The sequence below is a fragment of the Oxalicibacterium faecigallinarum genome, assembly GCF_014635705.1.
Classification (GTDB): Bacteria; Pseudomonadota; Gammaproteobacteria; order Burkholderiales; family Burkholderiaceae_D; genus Oxalicibacterium; species Oxalicibacterium faecigallinarum.
In genome coordinates this window covers 720,084-735,383 of the sequence record NZ_BMDI01000001.1, presented here as the reverse complement: position 1 = coordinate 735,383, position 15,300 = coordinate 720,084, and the positions used below count along the sequence as shown (strand labels likewise).

Below are 15,300 nucleotides of genomic sequence, written 5' to 3'. Positions count from 1 at the left end.
AATGCCTATCGCGTCATCTTACGCCGCAATGCAAAACTCGTTGCATCGACCACGCAAACCAGCAGAAGCATGGCGATGATGACGGTCGCTGCCTGATGCATCTGAAACAAGGACAGATGATATTTGAGCATTTGCCCAAGACCACCCGCACCAACCACCCCAAGGATCGCTGCCGCCCGAATATTGTTTTCCCAGCGATAGAGCACGTACGACATCATCTGCGGGCTGCAATGCGGCAACGTGGCATAGAGAAAAGCCGCACTTGGTCGAACACCATTCAGCCGCAAGGTGTCTTCAGAATGCGGCGGACAGTTTTCCAGCGTATCGGCGAATAAACGTCCGAGTACACCCGTGGTATGGATTGCCAGTGCAAGCGTACCGGCAAATGGACCCAGCCCGGCGGCAATCAGCAGAATCGCTGCCCACACGAGCTCCGGGATGGAGCGCAACACATTCAATATGCCGCGTGTGATCAGTCGCAACGCGAGACCGAACCGTCCACTGGCAAACAGGCATAACAACATGCCGAACAAGGCCGCCAGCAGGGTACCGATTGCCGACATCGCCAAGGTTTCCAATGTGGCTTCTGCGATACGGGCAAGAAAGGGCGTAGCCATCTCCGGTGGCGAAAAGCCGCGCAGAAATTCGATGGTGGTGTCGATCGCTTCCTTGCTGAAGAAGGCTTGCCATTTCAATGACAAGGACACAAAGCTGGCAATCACCAGCAACACGATACCGATCAGTAATGCCTTGGTCGATGTACGCATGCGTGGCGCGACGGGAAGCGATATCTGATCGCTCATGCCAGCCTCCGTCGCAGCATGGCGGAAACGCCATCGGCGCAAGCCACCAAAAGAATAAATACCAGCAGCATGGTTGCCAGTTCGTCGCCAGCCAGCATCTTCATCGACTCATCCATGCGCTGGCCCAAACCGCCTGCGCCGACAAAGCCCATGACGACCGAGCCGCGAATCGCGCATTCCCAGCGATAGACCGTATAGGAAACCAGTTCGGAGGCAGAAGAGGGCAGTGCGCCATAGAAAAAGGCCGCGAGCCGTCCGCTGCCATTGCGCAGCAGGTTGTCGCAGGCTGCCGCATCCGATGATTCAAGAATGTCTGCATAGACTTTGCCAAGCATCCCGCAATAGGTCAGTGCGATGGCAATCACGCCGGCGGTCGGACCAAGGCCGACAATACGTACAAGCAGTAACGCCCAAACCAGCTCGGGCACACTGCGCAGCAAAATCAGTATCCAGCGCACCGCCTGACGTATTGTCATCGCCCAGATGGCAATACGTCCCGTACCGAGACGCGAAATGGACAAGCGTTCGGTCGCAATCAGGGTCATCGGAAACGCACCGAGCAATGCCAGTGTCATGCCGGCTGTTGCCATGGCAATGGTTTCCCACGTGGCTTGCCACACCATTTCCAGAAATTCGAGCGAATGCGCAGGCGGAAAAAACGTGCTCAGAAACTGCCAGGTCGCGCCCAGACTTTGCGCATCGAGCAGAATCCAGGGCTTGAACTCGGCCATGACCAGCATCGGCCAGAGGATGACGAGCACGATCAGACAGGCGGTGATCCTGCCATTCCAGGCCGGATCGCGTTCAGGCATGCTAGAGAAAGTCATGGCAGCCTGGTTTAGCAACGCGGAACCAGCGTAACCACTGCTTGGGCAGAAGTCTCCTGCACCGGCGCGTCGTCACGGCGATTGCGATACAAAGCGGCGATGTCAGCATCGCTGATCTGATCGCTGGCTGCGTCGAAAACAATCCGTCCATCGCGCAGGCCAATCACGCGCGGAAAATGCGCACGTGCAAGCTCCACCTGATGCAAGCTGCAAATCAATGTGGCATGGCGCGTACGCGCCTCCGCCTGCAAGACTTCGAGCGTCTGGACAGCGAGTGTCGGATCGAGCGCCGATAATGGTTCATCGACCAGAAACATCTCGGCAGAAGAAATCAGTGCGCGTGCCATGCCACAGCGCTGACGTTCGCCGCCTGACAAACGGTCCACACGCGCGTACAACTTGTCCTGCAGATTGAATCTGGATAGTGCTGCGTAAGCGCGTGCCGGATCGATCGGCTTGATCAGAGAACGCATGGCTTGCCACAGACTCCATTGCGGCAAGGCACCCGCCAGTACGGCGTTGACCACCCGCTGGCGTGGCGGAAGTGGCGGTGTTTGTGGCGCCAGAAAGAGCTTGGCGCGCAATGCATGCCGTTCTGTACTGGATAACTGCCAGGGATCTAGCCCATAAAGAAGAAATTGCGCCTCCGCCTGTGACTGAGCAGGCTTGAGTGCGCATGCCATCGTATGCAGCAAACTGGTTTTTCCCGCACCGGAAGGACCGATGAGCGCAACCTGTTCACCCTGCGCGATGGCAAGCGTCAACTCGCGCAAGGCAAACGCGGAGGAGGCTGCGCCATCATGGCGGACGGACACGGATTTAAGCAGAATGGTCATGACGAGGCTTCCATCCGCCTGCCTCCTTCAAGACAAGCGGACAGGTTTACAAGATGAGACTTACTTCAACAGACCGGCATTACGTGCTGCCGCTTCGATATCCTTGTAGTTTTCTGCGCGGGTCGGAATGAAACGGGTGGCGCGCTGCAGTTCCAGAATCTGCTTGCCTTCCGGGGTATCTGCATTCAGCGCAAGAAAGGCATCCGTGATTTTCTTGCGGATTTCGGGATTCATGTCGGCGCGTACGCTCCAGTTGTAATCGTAGTAACCGGGCGTGGTGTAGAACACACGTACCTTGGCTGGATCAACCTTTTTGCCTTCCACCAGTTTTTCCCAGACCGAAATGTTCAGTGCACCGGCATCGACTTTGCCGCCCGCGACGGCTGCCACCGTCGCATCATGTGCGCCAGAAAAGGCGATACGCTTCATGTCTGTATCAGGATTGAGTTTGGCCGCCAGCAGAAAATAACGTGGCATCAGGTGACCGGACGTGGATGATTCGGAACCGAAGCTGAAGGTCTTGCCTTTCAAATCTTCGAGTTTATGGATGGAGGCATTGGTCGTGATGAAAACCGAACGGAATTTTTCATCCTCTTCGCGCTGGACCAATGGGACGACCTTGCCACCACTACGTACATTTGCCTGCACGAAGGTAAAGCCGCCAAACCAGACCATGTCGAGTTTATTGGTAATCAGGCCTTCCACCGACGCAGCATAATCGGTCACGGGGGTGAACTCGACCTTCATGCCCGTCTTCTGTGCCAGGTAGTCACCCAATGGCTTGAACTTTCGCTGCAGCTCTGTCGGCGACTCATCAGGAATCGCAGACACACGCAAGACCTGCTGCGCATGTGCCATGCCGGTCGCACCAATGACTGCAGTTGCCAGTACCGAAGCGAGGAGGGTGGAAAACTTGGGCAGAGATAGACGAATCATGTAACACCTCATGGTTGTAGAGAAATTGATCGTATGGCGCTCTTGCTGATGCGGCCTCGTGCTGCTGTGCCGCTTGATCGGATGTATCCATCCGAAGACTGAATTCTTGTTTTTGTAGTCTTCCCGTTGAATGAATCAGGCAACCTGCACGCGAGCCGGCCCTTGCTGGAGATGGCCGATCACCGCAGCATCGGCGAAACCTTCGGCGCGGAACAGGGCCAGTACTTGCTCGACGGCGTCCGGTGCACAGGCAACCAGCAAGCCACCAGCCGTTTGCGGATCGGTCAGCAAGGCTTTCTGTACCGCAGTAATGGATTGCGGCAGGTCAACTTCGTTCCCGTAGCCATTCCAGTTTCTGTCGGATGCGCCCGTAATGCAGCCTTTTTCTGCCAATGCCTGTACTTGCGGCAGCAGCGGAATGGCGCATAAATCAAGGCACACATGCAGGTTGGATCCGCGTGCCAGTTCCAGCGTATGTCCGAGCAGACCAAAGCCGGTCACATCGGTAAGGGCATGAACGGCTGACATTTCAGAAAGCTTCTTGCCTGGCGTGTTGAGCTTGGTGGTATTGGCAAGCATGGCCGCGTAGCCGTCGGTATTCAGCAGATTTTTCTTCAGTGCTGCCGAGAGGACGCCAACGCCAAGCGGTTTGCCGAGAATGAGTGCGTCGCCTGCTTGCGCACCGCCGTTGCGTTTGACGCGGGACGGATGCACCAGCCCAAGCACCACCAAACCATAAATCGGCTCGACCGAATCAATCGTGTGACCACCGGCGATCGGGATGCCGGCCTCGGCACAAATCGACTCGCCACCGCGCAGAATCTGGCCGATGACATCAACGGGTAACTGATTGACGGGCATACCGACCAGTGCCAGCGCCATGATGGGTGTGCCACCCATCGCATACACGTCCGAAATCGCGTTGGTCGCAGCAATGCGGCCAAAGTCGAACGGATCATCGACGATCGGCATGAAGAAGTCGGTCGTGGCAATCAGTGCCTGCTCGTCATTGAGCTTGTAGACGGCGGCATCGTCAGACGTTTCAATGCCGACCATCAGTTGTTCCGGTATCGGAAAGCCGCCAGTGTTCTTGAGAATATCGCGCAAAACGCCCGGCGCAATTTTGCAGCCGCAGCCGCCACCGTGAGAGAAACCGGTCAACCGAATACCGGATGCGTGCATATCTGCCATGTCTATCCTGTGAAAATGCGTACCACGTGGCGCGGCAACTTGATGTTATGCGTTCTTATGTTGCGGTAGCGATCAATTGTGCTGCCGCTTGTTCAAAAGTCTGTGTCGAGCCGTCAGCCAGCGGAAGCATGGTTGCGGAACCAAGTTCGGAAAAATTGCGTTTGACGGACTGAGCGTATAACGCATCGTAATGGCTTGCAAGCAGCGCCTCAACAAGTTTGGGCATCTCGCCGGATTCTGCCAGCATTCGCCACTGCGCAATGCGATCCTTGCCATGTAGTGGCGCCAGCAAATCGAGCTGATGCGTCAGATGCGCGGCATCCTGAACGAAATGTGCATACTCGTCCAGCAACAAATGCACGCGATCAGCGAGTGGCAAGGCAATTACCGTACAGGCCGAGGCGCGCATGCATGTCATCAAACTATCTGGCACGCGCAATTTTCCAACTTTCTTGCTTTCCGCCTCGATGAAGACGGGCCTGTCGGGATCAAACTGACGCAGGGCATGCCAGATACCCGTTTCAAACCATTTTTGCGATGGTTGCTCACTATCTGGAACATTGCCCAGCACCGAACCGCGATGATTGGCCAGCTGTTCCAGGTCCAGCACCTGTGCGCCCTGTTGCACGAGCGTGCGCAAGAGACGACTCTTGCCACTGCCAGTTGGTCCGCACAAAACCTGATAATGAAATGTGGCGGGCAGGGAAGTCAGCTCTGTGTTTACATGCGAGCGATAAGCCTTGTAGCCACCATCAATGCGCGTCACGGGCCAGCCGACCTTGGCTAAAATATGCGCCATGGCACCACTGCGGTTGCCGCCGCGCCAGCAGTACACCAAAGGCTTCCAGCTTTGTGGATGACTGTAAAACAGCATTTCGATATGCTGGGCGACATTTTTTGCGACCAGCGCTGCGCCGAGCTTTTTCGCCTCAAACGCACCGACCTGACGATAATGTGTACCGACGCGAATGCGTTCTTCGTTATTCAGGACAGGGCAATTGATTGCACCGGGTACGTGATCTTCCGCAAACTCAAGCGGACTGCGGACGTCAATGATGGCGTCGTACTGACCAAGCTCCGGCAGCAAGTCGGCAAAAGATCGGAGCAGTGGGTATTTCATGGCAAAAAGAGGCGCTTTGAACAGACCGACACTATATCGCATGCCGCCTTTGCGCTCCTGGCGCGACAAAACCGCAAGGTGGGAATCAATTGCCTTATCGTGGATCTTATTTTTATACGGATGCGTTACCTGAGCATTTATCCGCCACAATGGATGCTCTGTTGATCGCTGCCATTTTTCCTGTCCAAGCCGATATTGTCGTGACCATTGAATCCAAGTCATCCAACCAGCGCACATTGCAAGAAGAGATCGCGCTAAACCGAATCCAGCGTGAGGCCCTGTTCGAGGCGATCGATGACGGTTTTTGCATCATCGAATTCATCGATGGTCCGCACGGTCCCTTGAGCGACTATGTGCATATCGAAGCCAACTCCGGCTATCAGCGCCACACTGGCATCAGCGACATTATTGGCAAACGCCTGCGTGAGATTGAACCGGACAACCCTGACACATGGCTCGCTATCTATGGCAAGGTTTTGCAAACTGGTGAGCCGGTTCGCTTCGAGCAGGAATTCGTCGCCATTAAGCGGCATATCGAAGTGGCTGCAACAAGGGTCGGTTCGCCGGAAATGCGGCAGGTCTCTGTCCTGTTTCGTGACGTCACCGCGCGCGTTCGCCTTGAAACCGCCTTGCGTGAAAACGTGCAGCGCGTACAACTTGCGTTGGCGGCAGGTGCCATTATTGGTACCTGGCTTTGGGACGTCCCCGCGGATCAGTTTAATATCGACGAAGGATTCGCAAACGCTTTTGGCCTTGATCCCGAGCAGCCACGTACCGGCGTCAAGCTGGAAAAAATCATCGAAACGGTACATCCGGAAGACAGGGAAGGTCTGTTAGCTGCCATCACTAAAGCACTGGCACAAGGCGGGCCCTATGCGCATCAGTATCGGACGAAACGGCGCGATGGTCGTTATTACTGGCTGGAAGCGAATGGCCGTGTGGATCTGGACGTCAATGGGGCACCAAGCAAGTTTCCCGGCGTTCTGATCGATATGGAAGGGCGCCGCGCCATCGAGGCGGAGCGTGATCACGCCATTGCGTCCCTCCGCGCACTCAATGAAACGCTGGAATTACGCGTCGAAGAGCGCACCTCGGCGCTTCTCAAGGCCGAGGAAGCATTGCGCCAATCGCAAAAGATGGAAGCAGTCGGCCAGCTCAGCGGCGGCCTCGCCCATGATTTCAACAACATTCTGGCCGGCATCAACGGCAGTCTGGAGCTATTGAAAATCAGGCTGGCGCAAGGGCGTCTGGCCGATGTTGATCGTCATCTCAGCGGCGCGCAATCGGCGATCAAGCGTGCAGCAAGTCTGACACAGCGCATGCTGGCGTTCTCGCGCCGTCAAACGCTTGATCCTAAACCAGCCAATCCCAACCATATCGTCGCCGGCATGACCGAACTGATCGGCCGCAGTGTTGGCCCGTCGATTGCGATCAGGATGAGTGCTGCCAGCGACCTGTGGAACACCTTTGTCGATATCGGCCAACTCGAAAATGCCTTGCTTAATCTGTGCATCAACGCTCGCGATGCCATGCCGGACGGCGGAACGCTCACAATAGAAAGCAGTAACTGTCATCTGGATGACGCCCGGGCAAGCCAGCTTGGCCTAAGTACAGGTGCCTATGTCTCGTTATGCGTCAGCGATACCGGCATTGGCATGAGCAAGGATGTCGTTGCACGCGCGTTCGATCCCTTCTTCACGACCAAACCGGTTGGTCAAGGCACCGGTCTGGGATTGTCCATGGTCTACGGTTTCGCCGGTCAGTCCGGCGGTACGGCACACATCGATTCCGAACCGGAACAAGGCACGAGAATCTGCATCTATCTGCCACGCTACGAAGGCGAGGAAAGTCTTGAGAACAACGTACAGCTGGCTGCAGCCGTTGCCGCAGCTGGTGAGCGCAAGACAATTCTGATCGTGGACGATGAGCCTTTGGTGCGTACCGTTTCAGCGGAAATACTCAAGGATCTTGGCTATCGGTTGATCGAGGCAGAGGACGGTCCATCGGCACTGAAACTCATGGCACTGGATTTACAGCCCGATTTGTTGATTACCGACGTCGGCTTGCCAAATGGATTGAACGGGCGACAACTGGCAGATGCGATCAGGGCGCAACGCCCGAATCTGCCGGTTTTGTTCATCACGGGTTACGCGGAGAACGCCGTTCTCAATCATGGCGATCTCGAAGCCGGCATGCAGATTTTGACCAAGCCATTTGCAACGGATGCATTGACGGCGCGTGTTGAATCGCTGATTGGCGGCAAGAGCGGTGTGGCATGAGATGGGCCAGCGTATGAATAACTAAATTTGTAAATTGAAGAATCTGCTATCTCTTTGATTCATATGGATTTTTAATTTTTTCATTTACAACATTTTTTTTCTAAAAATTAAATAAAACCAGTACATCCTTCACCTTTTTAAATAATTTTGTATAGTTCATAGACAGGGGTGGCCTTGCTTCTTTCAAGGAGTACAGATGTGCCTAAAAATACCCATCGTATGACTCGCGATGAACTTAATGTTGCTGACTGGAAGTATCCAGATGAGGGCGCACTTGAGGGGATCGACAAAAAAAGGTACTTCTCTCGTAAACATGCGATCAATCTTTATCTAGATGGTGCGTCTGCCGAACAGATTAAGGATAAGGCAGGCATAGGCGGTGCGCAAACTTACCGTTTATTAAAAGAACGATGTTTGGCTGTTCATAGTGACGGTGAAGTTTGGGGATGGCGTGCATTGGTTCCTTGGGAACGAATTCGACCTTATCGTCGCAAGCATCAAGTCTGTATCGACAAATACGGGAAGGGTGGTGCAGGCGCTTTGACGACACTGTTCCTAACACACCCTGAACTACGTCATCGATTCGATAAGCGAGTCCTCTCGGCTGGACGCGTCACAAGTCTGTCGCATCTTAAACGTGGTCGAATTAATCACTGGAATTGGCTATTAGAAGAGCTGCGAACCCTAGGCTACGAGGCAAAGCATGCTTGGCCCTTCAATACACATAATCGTGGTTACGTATCGATCTGCCAATACATCAAAAGGCTACTTGATCAAAATCCGGTGGAAGCCGCATTAGTTGTTGGCGGACCTGATGCTAAGAAAAAACTGATGACGGGAGATGGTACAAAACGCCCCATTACCCATCTCTTCGAACGCGTTGAAATGGACGGGCACAAACTTGATGGAATATTCAGTGTTCTGATTCCTCAACCAAGTGGGGGATATCTTCAGAAGATTGTTCATCGTCTGTGGGTAGTTGTAATTATAGAGGTCATGTCGCGAAACGTGATTGGCTACCACCTGAGTATGCGAGAAGAAGTATCAAAAGTAGATGTTTTGAGAGCTATAAAAATGGCTCTAACAAGATACAAACGTCCGATTATCAGTTTTAGTGATGAAGGGTATCGCCAGAACGCGAATCTGCCATCCGGAGTATCAGAAGATTTTGTGGGCATCTGCTGGGATCAAACCAGCGTCGATGGCGCGTTGGCTGAGACATGCAAACATGTCAAAGAGGTTCTCCGTGACGTGGTAGGTTCAGAGCTCATTGATCCAAGTAGCGGTTATTCAGCGCGGCGTAGCAAAGATGACCGCCCCTTCATTGAAACGTATTTTCGTAGGCTCAGTACGTACGGTTTTCAGAAGCTTTCGAACACGACTGGTGCAGAACCGAAGAAAAAACGTGGACGCGATCCAAAAGCAGTAGCACTTACAAGCCAGTTTCAATATGAATACGCACATGAGCTACTGGCTGTTCTCATCGCGAACTACAACGCTCAGCCACATAACAGCCTGGGGGGACGCTCACCGCTCGAATACTTGCAGTTTAGAGCAATGTATCCAGAGCGCCCGTTCCGATATGCTGATCAAACTACAGTTAGTGATCTGCTCAGTTTTCGCAAGCTCTGCACGGTTCACGGTGGCTACAAAGTCGGGAGACGTCCTTTTATTAATTTTGCCCATGGGCGTTACACTAGCGACACTCTCGGCCAACGCCATGACCTCGTTGGTAAGAAAATTTGGGTGGTAGCGCATATCGAAGACGATGTCAGACTCGTGCGCGCCTCTACTGAAAATGGCCAGTCACTAGGTTTACTGCATGTTGCCCCTCCATGGAACAAATTACCTCACAGCATTGAGGTTAGAAATGCTGTGGCATCCTATGTGTCCTCGGGAAAGATCCGGGCATCAGCTGGTCACGATGCGGTTGAACTGTTTATTCAGTTTTGTGAAGATCAGAAAAATAAAAAGTTACCTGTTCACCCTGCTTATATGGAGGCACGTCGTATTTTGACGGAAGTTGCGGAATCAATCACTGGCCGCTCCATGCTCGAGCTTGCCAAAGAGCGTCAATCGGCTCAAAGCTTAGCAAGAAATGATTTATCTGGTGAGAGTTCCTCGCCATTGGAACGACACGCAGCGGGTGAAAAAAAGCGCCCACTTCCGGCACCGCGTAAAGCGGCAAATCACTGAACATTGCGCCAGGAGTCCGTCATGCGTTTTACTCGGCCCTCCCATATTGAGTCAGATCATCCGATTGCCACGCAGGAATACGCGGTCTACACGCCACCAATCAGTGAGTTGATCGATACGATCGGGGAATGGGTCCAATGCATGGAGTCTGGGGGGTACATCTTTGGACCATCGCGTTTTGGCAAATCTCGTGGCGTGAAATGGTATGTGCATGCTGCACTTGAAGAACGCTTTAAATGTTCAATTCCGCTTGTAACCTGGATACGCCTTCCAGATATGCAAGTCAGCGAAACATGGTTCTGGAAGGAGCTTTTAATCAGCTCACGTTTCTGTTTTGCCGGCGTAAGCAAAAACGGAAACCGGGCGACTCTGCGAGCGCTATTTCGCGAGAGGATGATTTCTTTAGCGAAAGCTGCGAATAGCAACTACGTTGTATTACTCATCGATGAGGCTCAAGATGTCACCTTACGTGAGTGGCATTGGCTTTTAGGATTACAGAACTCCTTAGATCATGCAGGGTACCGTCTCAGCGTGTTCTCGGTAGGCACACAACAAATTGGCTATCAGCATGATTACTTGGCCAAGTCCGGCAATATCCATATTGCTGCAAGATTCTTCGTCTTGCATTCCAAGTTTCATGGTTTACGTGGACTAGATGAATTCCGTTTTGTACTCGAAGGCTATGATCAGGAGTCCGAATGGCCCAAGGGATCAGGCAAGTCCTACTTGCACTATTTTGCAGAGAAAGACTTTAAACGCGGGCATCGGTTAGCGCAGTGTGCAGAAGTTGCGTGGCAGGCATTTGAAGATCTTATTCCTGAGGATGTGCGCAATTTTTTTACTTCAAAAAAAATCGAAATAGAAATTCCAATGAAACACGTGGCGCTGTCAGTCGAAGAAATATTATGGCGATTGGCAAACGGACATGAGTGGGAAGAGGTGACGAATTATGAGTCATGGCTTCAGGTTATTTCCGAACGAGGATTTTCGGCACACATGCAAGCTATTACTCGCGCAGCATGACGGACGAGGAGATTGCGATGGATCAGACGACAGCTCTTGCGGGTCCGGGAGCAATTTCTAGACATAGGATTGCTGAAAATGTAGACCGCACCAGTTCGACCTATCCACCTCTCAATTGGTGGCGAGGTAGGCTTCGCAACCATGAGTCTACTTTGTCATTTACTGCGTCATTTTGCGCATTAAACAAACTCACATTGAAAGACTTTGAGAACTTTTTTGGATATAAAGTGGGTAAAGAAGGCGGATTGCAACAAGCTGATTTTGAACGTATTGCTAACTTAATTCGAGAAGACATCGCATCGGTCCAAGCGCTTTTTATCCCTTCGATATCAATCCGATTATCTAGTTACTGCGAAGTACTTTCCACAGACCATGTAAGGTATTGCCGCCACTGTATCGCTCTTGGTTACCATAGCTACCTTCATGAGCTTCCTTGGATCCAGCGTTGTCCAATTCATCTGACAACGCTGGACTTGGTCCCAACCGATCGAAAGGGGACTACAAAGGCGCAGATGAGGGCGCATACTTTAGCTAAATTACTGCAGTCAAATTGTCAGGGGTGGCCTCTCACTGACGACGGCGACATGGTGATGCAGCAAGAAAGGGAAAACGATTACATCTCGTTGCTCCAAATGTGGACCGACTATGCTCGCAAGGCAGCCAGCTCTTTTTCTTTCATCACTAGTTGGGACAATCCCTCACTCCCAAAAGAGCTATACGATCTTGGGCAATTACAATGGCTGGAGCCAATGCCATCCATACTCGATATGCTCGTCAAACAAAGCGAAGTGATATGGGATGTCGACATCCGGCATTTCTCAGACGAAGTAAAGAGCGAGTTACGGCGCCTCAGTGCAGGTACACCGTTTTGGACAATCTTTGATTTCTACAAAAGAGTAACCGGATATGAGAGTGTTCCACCGCCTTATGTTCTCAAGATGCGTCAGGCACGAAGCGCTCTCCGAGAGCAACACGGGGTGTGTCAGTGCTTTTGGGGGAAAGAATTAGTCTCTTCGACTGATCGCTGGATCAGTACGGGAGGTTGGCCCCATTGGAACAACAGGTGCCCATATCAAGTCGTTGATAAAGAACTGGAGTTGCGATGGGGCGCGCGTACAAATGTCCTATCGAGCACACGTGCATCTAAAGAGATAGTGGATTTCGTTCAATCGTCATATCCGCTGCACTACGCAGGTCTTATCCATCATCTTGAATACGCAAATGTGCCACATCCGCAATTTATCTTTAAGCGGGTGCCTGATGTATGGCCTTGTAGCAAATGGAATTATTCATCAGCGTTGACCCCTTTGCTGCAAGCGGCTGCAGAATTTGAAGTTGATTCAGCTATTGTAGAAATTTCTGCATGGCTAGAGGAGATCGACCCCTATACGCCTCCGAATGACGCTAACCTTTTCAACGATATGATCCGCCTTGTTAATCAAAACGAGGGATTGAGTCTGGTCAGATGGATCAAAAAGAAAAGAAGTAAATAACGCGCTAAAGCGAGCCATAGTGTCGCTTTACACATAATCGAACTGCATAGCGCAACCTGGAGCTAGGCTTCAGGTGAGACTTTACGGGTTCTCAGGTGAGACTTTACGGGTTCATGTGATAGATCGCATCAACATCGCCACTGATGCGCGAGAGTATGTTTGCTATCAGCCAAAAGAAGACATTAAACAAAGGTAAAAGGCGACCAACTGGTCGCCTTTCATTTCGAGTCCTACTTTGGAATGCTCTATCTCACAATGTATGTCGTTCATTCAAGAAACTGCAAATATGAAGGCAAAGCTAGTTACCTAGCCTAGCGGTCATACTTTAGATTTCGAAACTTAGTATTCAAACTTGTCCGATGGCCTGTGTAGCTATAGAGATTTAGCTTTTCGAGCCATCTTCATTAAGACATGAATCTTGGGGGGAATTATTCCCCATTCGACAGAAACGACTGAGCCATTGAGTATTCGCATGTAAATTGCCACCCATCCGCATTTCAAACCTGCCGCCTGTTCGCATTTCAAACTTGCCATTTACATTTGTTATAAAGATCAAGATTTTCTGGAGACGGTGGCCCAATATCCAAATCCGGTCCGATCAGCGGCTCAAAGAATTTTTTGGAAGATTGAATTCTTTGTCCATTCAAAATTTGCATAGCATAGTCGCAAGCCATTTTTCTATCTCGTAAGTGGAAACTTCGTTGTCGTAAATGTTCTGATAACTCGTGAAACGCTCCTGCTAGAACAGGATAATTAAACTCTTCGAGATACATGCGACGACCATTGAAGCGAGCGAGATTAAAAACTCGTTCGCGATAAAGCCCAAATACTCTCGCACTAATACCTCGTTCGTTAAATTCATGTCCTATGATTAGCAAGACTCGGAATATGCTTTTCGAGCATTCCCACACTTGTTCATAGTCACCACGCTCATGATTTAGAAGCAAGATGATTGTTAGTGCTGTCAAGCTGTCGAGGCTGGCCCGTCGCTCAAGTGCACCAAGGAAGTGGCGGTCACCTCTCAGACGAATGTCATTTCTTGTACCAAATGTTAAAGACTGAATATTTCCTACTAGCTGGTGAAGCCATTCGTGGGCATATTTTTCTACGGAGCTTTTGTGACGCAGAACAGACCACAAGGTATGGTTCAGTTCCCAACTAGAACCTTCGACCAACTTTTCTGCACATAGTGAGTATTCGCATGAAGTTAGCCATGTATTCGCATTCGAAAGTAGCCATCCATCCGCATTTCAAAATAGCCACTTATTCGCGTAGGTAGTGCACAAAGGGTGAAGGTAATCAATCTGTACAGATGCGAATAATCGGAATTTCCTGTGGAAGGAGGAGGCTAAGTTTGCGATATGCAAAGATCCGCTAGGTTTTTTTGCGTGCGAAGGATGGTGGCCTTACAGCTAGTATCTTCTTACGCTCTTCCATCTGCTCAGCCGTAGGCATGTAGATAGACATTTCTTTTTTCCACCGACCTAGGCCTTTGATCTCGCAATCAACATGAATTGGGAGTCTATTATCAGTAGGTGCGCTGGCCAAGATTTCAAAGCTATGGACGCGAGTTACACATCGTAGAGGCGTATTACGCTGCTCCTGATATGTATTAAAGAAAGGTATAGAGGCTTGGCGAACCATATCGAGCTTGAACAATAATGCCAACCACGGCGAACCACTGTATTCCGAAAAATACTCAAAAATGCGCATGCCAAAGCTTGGATCAAAAACGCTTTCACCTACCTGAATTGACAAGTTTTGCCGTATGAGTTGAGGCAAGTAATCCAGCCCAGAGACACGCGCAATACTGCCTCGTTCATCGAGATACAAATCGTTAGTCTCAGCACTGATCGCAAGACTGCTTCCGATCTTTTGGACATCTGAACGCGGGAAATTGGACTCAACCGGACACAATAAACTGATGCCCGTGGCATCCTTGATCAAACTTGGTGGTGCGCTGAGAATGCGGCCGTCACCAAGTTCATTGCTGAGAATATATTTATGATCAGCAGACGCATCTCCGAACTCGCTGATGTAAGACGCCACCTGATGAATATCACCTGATAGAAAGTGCGTCAGTTGCAAAGTCCATTGAGTAGCCTCAATGCGTGTGAAAACTCCCGTGCATACAATATTTGGGCCGATTGCAAATAATCCGCTTCCAAATGCCACGCCTGATCCACTACTGATCGCTCTAGCGCAACTAGCCTCATGTGCTTCCTTCATGGTATGAAGGTTCTCTACACTAAAGGTCGCTTCATCACGATCAATGAGCCTTGCATGAAGCACACAAAGCCACATCGCATTATTTATATCGCTCCGTTGTTCATGTGTCATTTTGGGATCGTAACGACGTCCGCCTGGAGACGCCGCGCAAATATGTGCTGCTTCACCAATGTTCGCAGATGCATCGGGGGCTTCTTCGCTAGGCCCTACAGTCAGTCTTCCACATTCGGCAAAAGAGCAATGCCATCCAGAGCGGGCGGCGACAGCACGCTTGGTTTTTTCAGAAAAATTGCCTGGACGATCCATTCGCGCATTATATCTTTGCGGTTTAACTTCAGATTACATCTGACTACCATCGATAGCTCTC

The 15,300-nt window shown here is 51.2% G+C and carries 12 protein-coding genes; 4 read left to right on the top strand and 8 right to left on the bottom strand.

Features of this window, described 5'->3' with window-relative positions:
* Positions 1 to 5 precede the first annotated feature (5 nt).
* The 6 genes from phnE to mnmH form a co-directional block, all read right to left on the bottom strand.
* Positions 6 to 803 (bottom strand): phosphonate ABC transporter, permease protein PhnE, encoded by a 798-nt coding sequence (gene phnE / locus IEV29_RS03605; protein WP_188379893.1) that lies wholly within the window; start codon positions 801 to 803, stop codon positions 6 to 8.
* Positions 800 to 1,630, bottom strand: a complete 831-nt coding sequence (locus IEV29_RS03600) for a PhnE/PtxC family ABC transporter permease (RefSeq protein WP_188379892.1) — start codon at positions 1,628 to 1,630, stop codon at positions 800 to 802. The genes phnE and IEV29_RS03600 overlap by 4 nt, the downstream gene beginning before the upstream one ends.
* 11 nt (positions 1,631 to 1,641) lie before the next feature.
* Positions 1,642 to 2,466, bottom strand: coding sequence for a phosphonate ABC transporter ATP-binding protein (locus tag IEV29_RS03595; RefSeq protein ID WP_188379891.1), 825 nt, complete (start codon positions 2,464 to 2,466; stop codon positions 1,642 to 1,644).
* Between the two features lie 60 nt (positions 2,467 to 2,526).
* On the bottom strand, positions 2,527 to 3,402 hold the full coding sequence (locus IEV29_RS03590; RefSeq protein WP_188379890.1) for a putative selenate ABC transporter substrate-binding protein: 876 nt from the start codon (positions 3,400 to 3,402) through the stop codon (positions 2,527 to 2,529).
* 135 nt (positions 3,403 to 3,537) lie between these two features.
* Positions 3,538 to 4,593 carry a selenide, water dikinase SelD gene (gene selD, locus IEV29_RS03585; protein ID WP_188379889.1) on the bottom strand — a complete coding sequence of 352 codons (1,056 nt, stop codon included), beginning with the start codon at positions 4,591 to 4,593 and terminating at the stop codon, positions 3,538 to 3,540.
* 55 nt (positions 4,594 to 4,648) lie between these two features.
* Positions 4,649 to 5,713 carry a tRNA 2-selenouridine(34) synthase MnmH gene (gene mnmH / locus IEV29_RS03580; RefSeq protein WP_188379888.1) on the bottom strand — a complete coding sequence of 355 codons (1,065 nt, stop codon included), beginning with the start codon at positions 5,711 to 5,713 and terminating at the stop codon, positions 4,649 to 4,651.
* Between the two features lie 149 nt (positions 5,714 to 5,862).
* On the opposite strand from mnmH, the gene IEV29_RS03575 reads away from it, so the two are divergent.
* The 4 genes from IEV29_RS03575 to IEV29_RS03560 all read left to right on the top strand — a co-directional run bounded on the left by IEV29_RS03575 (position 5,863) and on the right by IEV29_RS03560 (position 12,704).
* On the top strand, positions 5,863 to 7,992 hold the full coding sequence (locus IEV29_RS03575; RefSeq protein WP_188379887.1) for a response regulator: 2,130 nt from the start codon (positions 5,863 to 5,865) through the stop codon (positions 7,990 to 7,992).
* Positions 7,993 to 8,190: 198 nt separating this feature from the next.
* A complete protein-coding gene (locus IEV29_RS03570) occupies positions 8,191 to 10,188 on the top strand; it encodes a hypothetical protein (protein WP_188379886.1) in 1,998 nt (665 codons plus the stop codon).
* A gap of 21 nt (positions 10,189 to 10,209) precedes the next feature.
* On the top strand, positions 10,210 to 11,211 hold the full coding sequence (locus IEV29_RS03565; protein ID WP_188379885.1) for an ATP-binding protein: 1,002 nt from the start codon (positions 10,210 to 10,212) through the stop codon (positions 11,209 to 11,211).
* A 17-nt stretch (positions 11,212 to 11,228) separates the two neighbouring features.
* Positions 11,229 to 12,704: a hypothetical protein gene (locus IEV29_RS03560; protein ID WP_188379884.1), complete on the top strand. Its 1,476-nt coding sequence runs from the start codon at positions 11,229 to 11,231 to the stop codon at positions 12,702 to 12,704.
* A 521-nt stretch (positions 12,705 to 13,225) separates the two neighbouring features.
* Here the strand turns inward: IEV29_RS03560 and IEV29_RS03555 are convergent.
* Both IEV29_RS03555 and IEV29_RS03550 read right to left on the bottom strand, forming a co-directional pair.
* The gene (locus IEV29_RS03555; RefSeq protein ID WP_188379883.1) at positions 13,226 to 13,879 is read right to left on the bottom strand and encodes a hypothetical protein; all 654 of its coding nucleotides are present in this window, start codon (positions 13,877 to 13,879) and stop codon (positions 13,226 to 13,228) included.
* 199 nt (positions 13,880 to 14,078) lie between these two features.
* A complete protein-coding gene (locus tag IEV29_RS03550; protein WP_188379882.1) occupies positions 14,079 to 15,239 on the bottom strand; it encodes a hypothetical protein in 1,161 nt (386 codons plus the stop codon).
* Positions 15,240 to 15,300 lie beyond the last annotated feature (61 nt).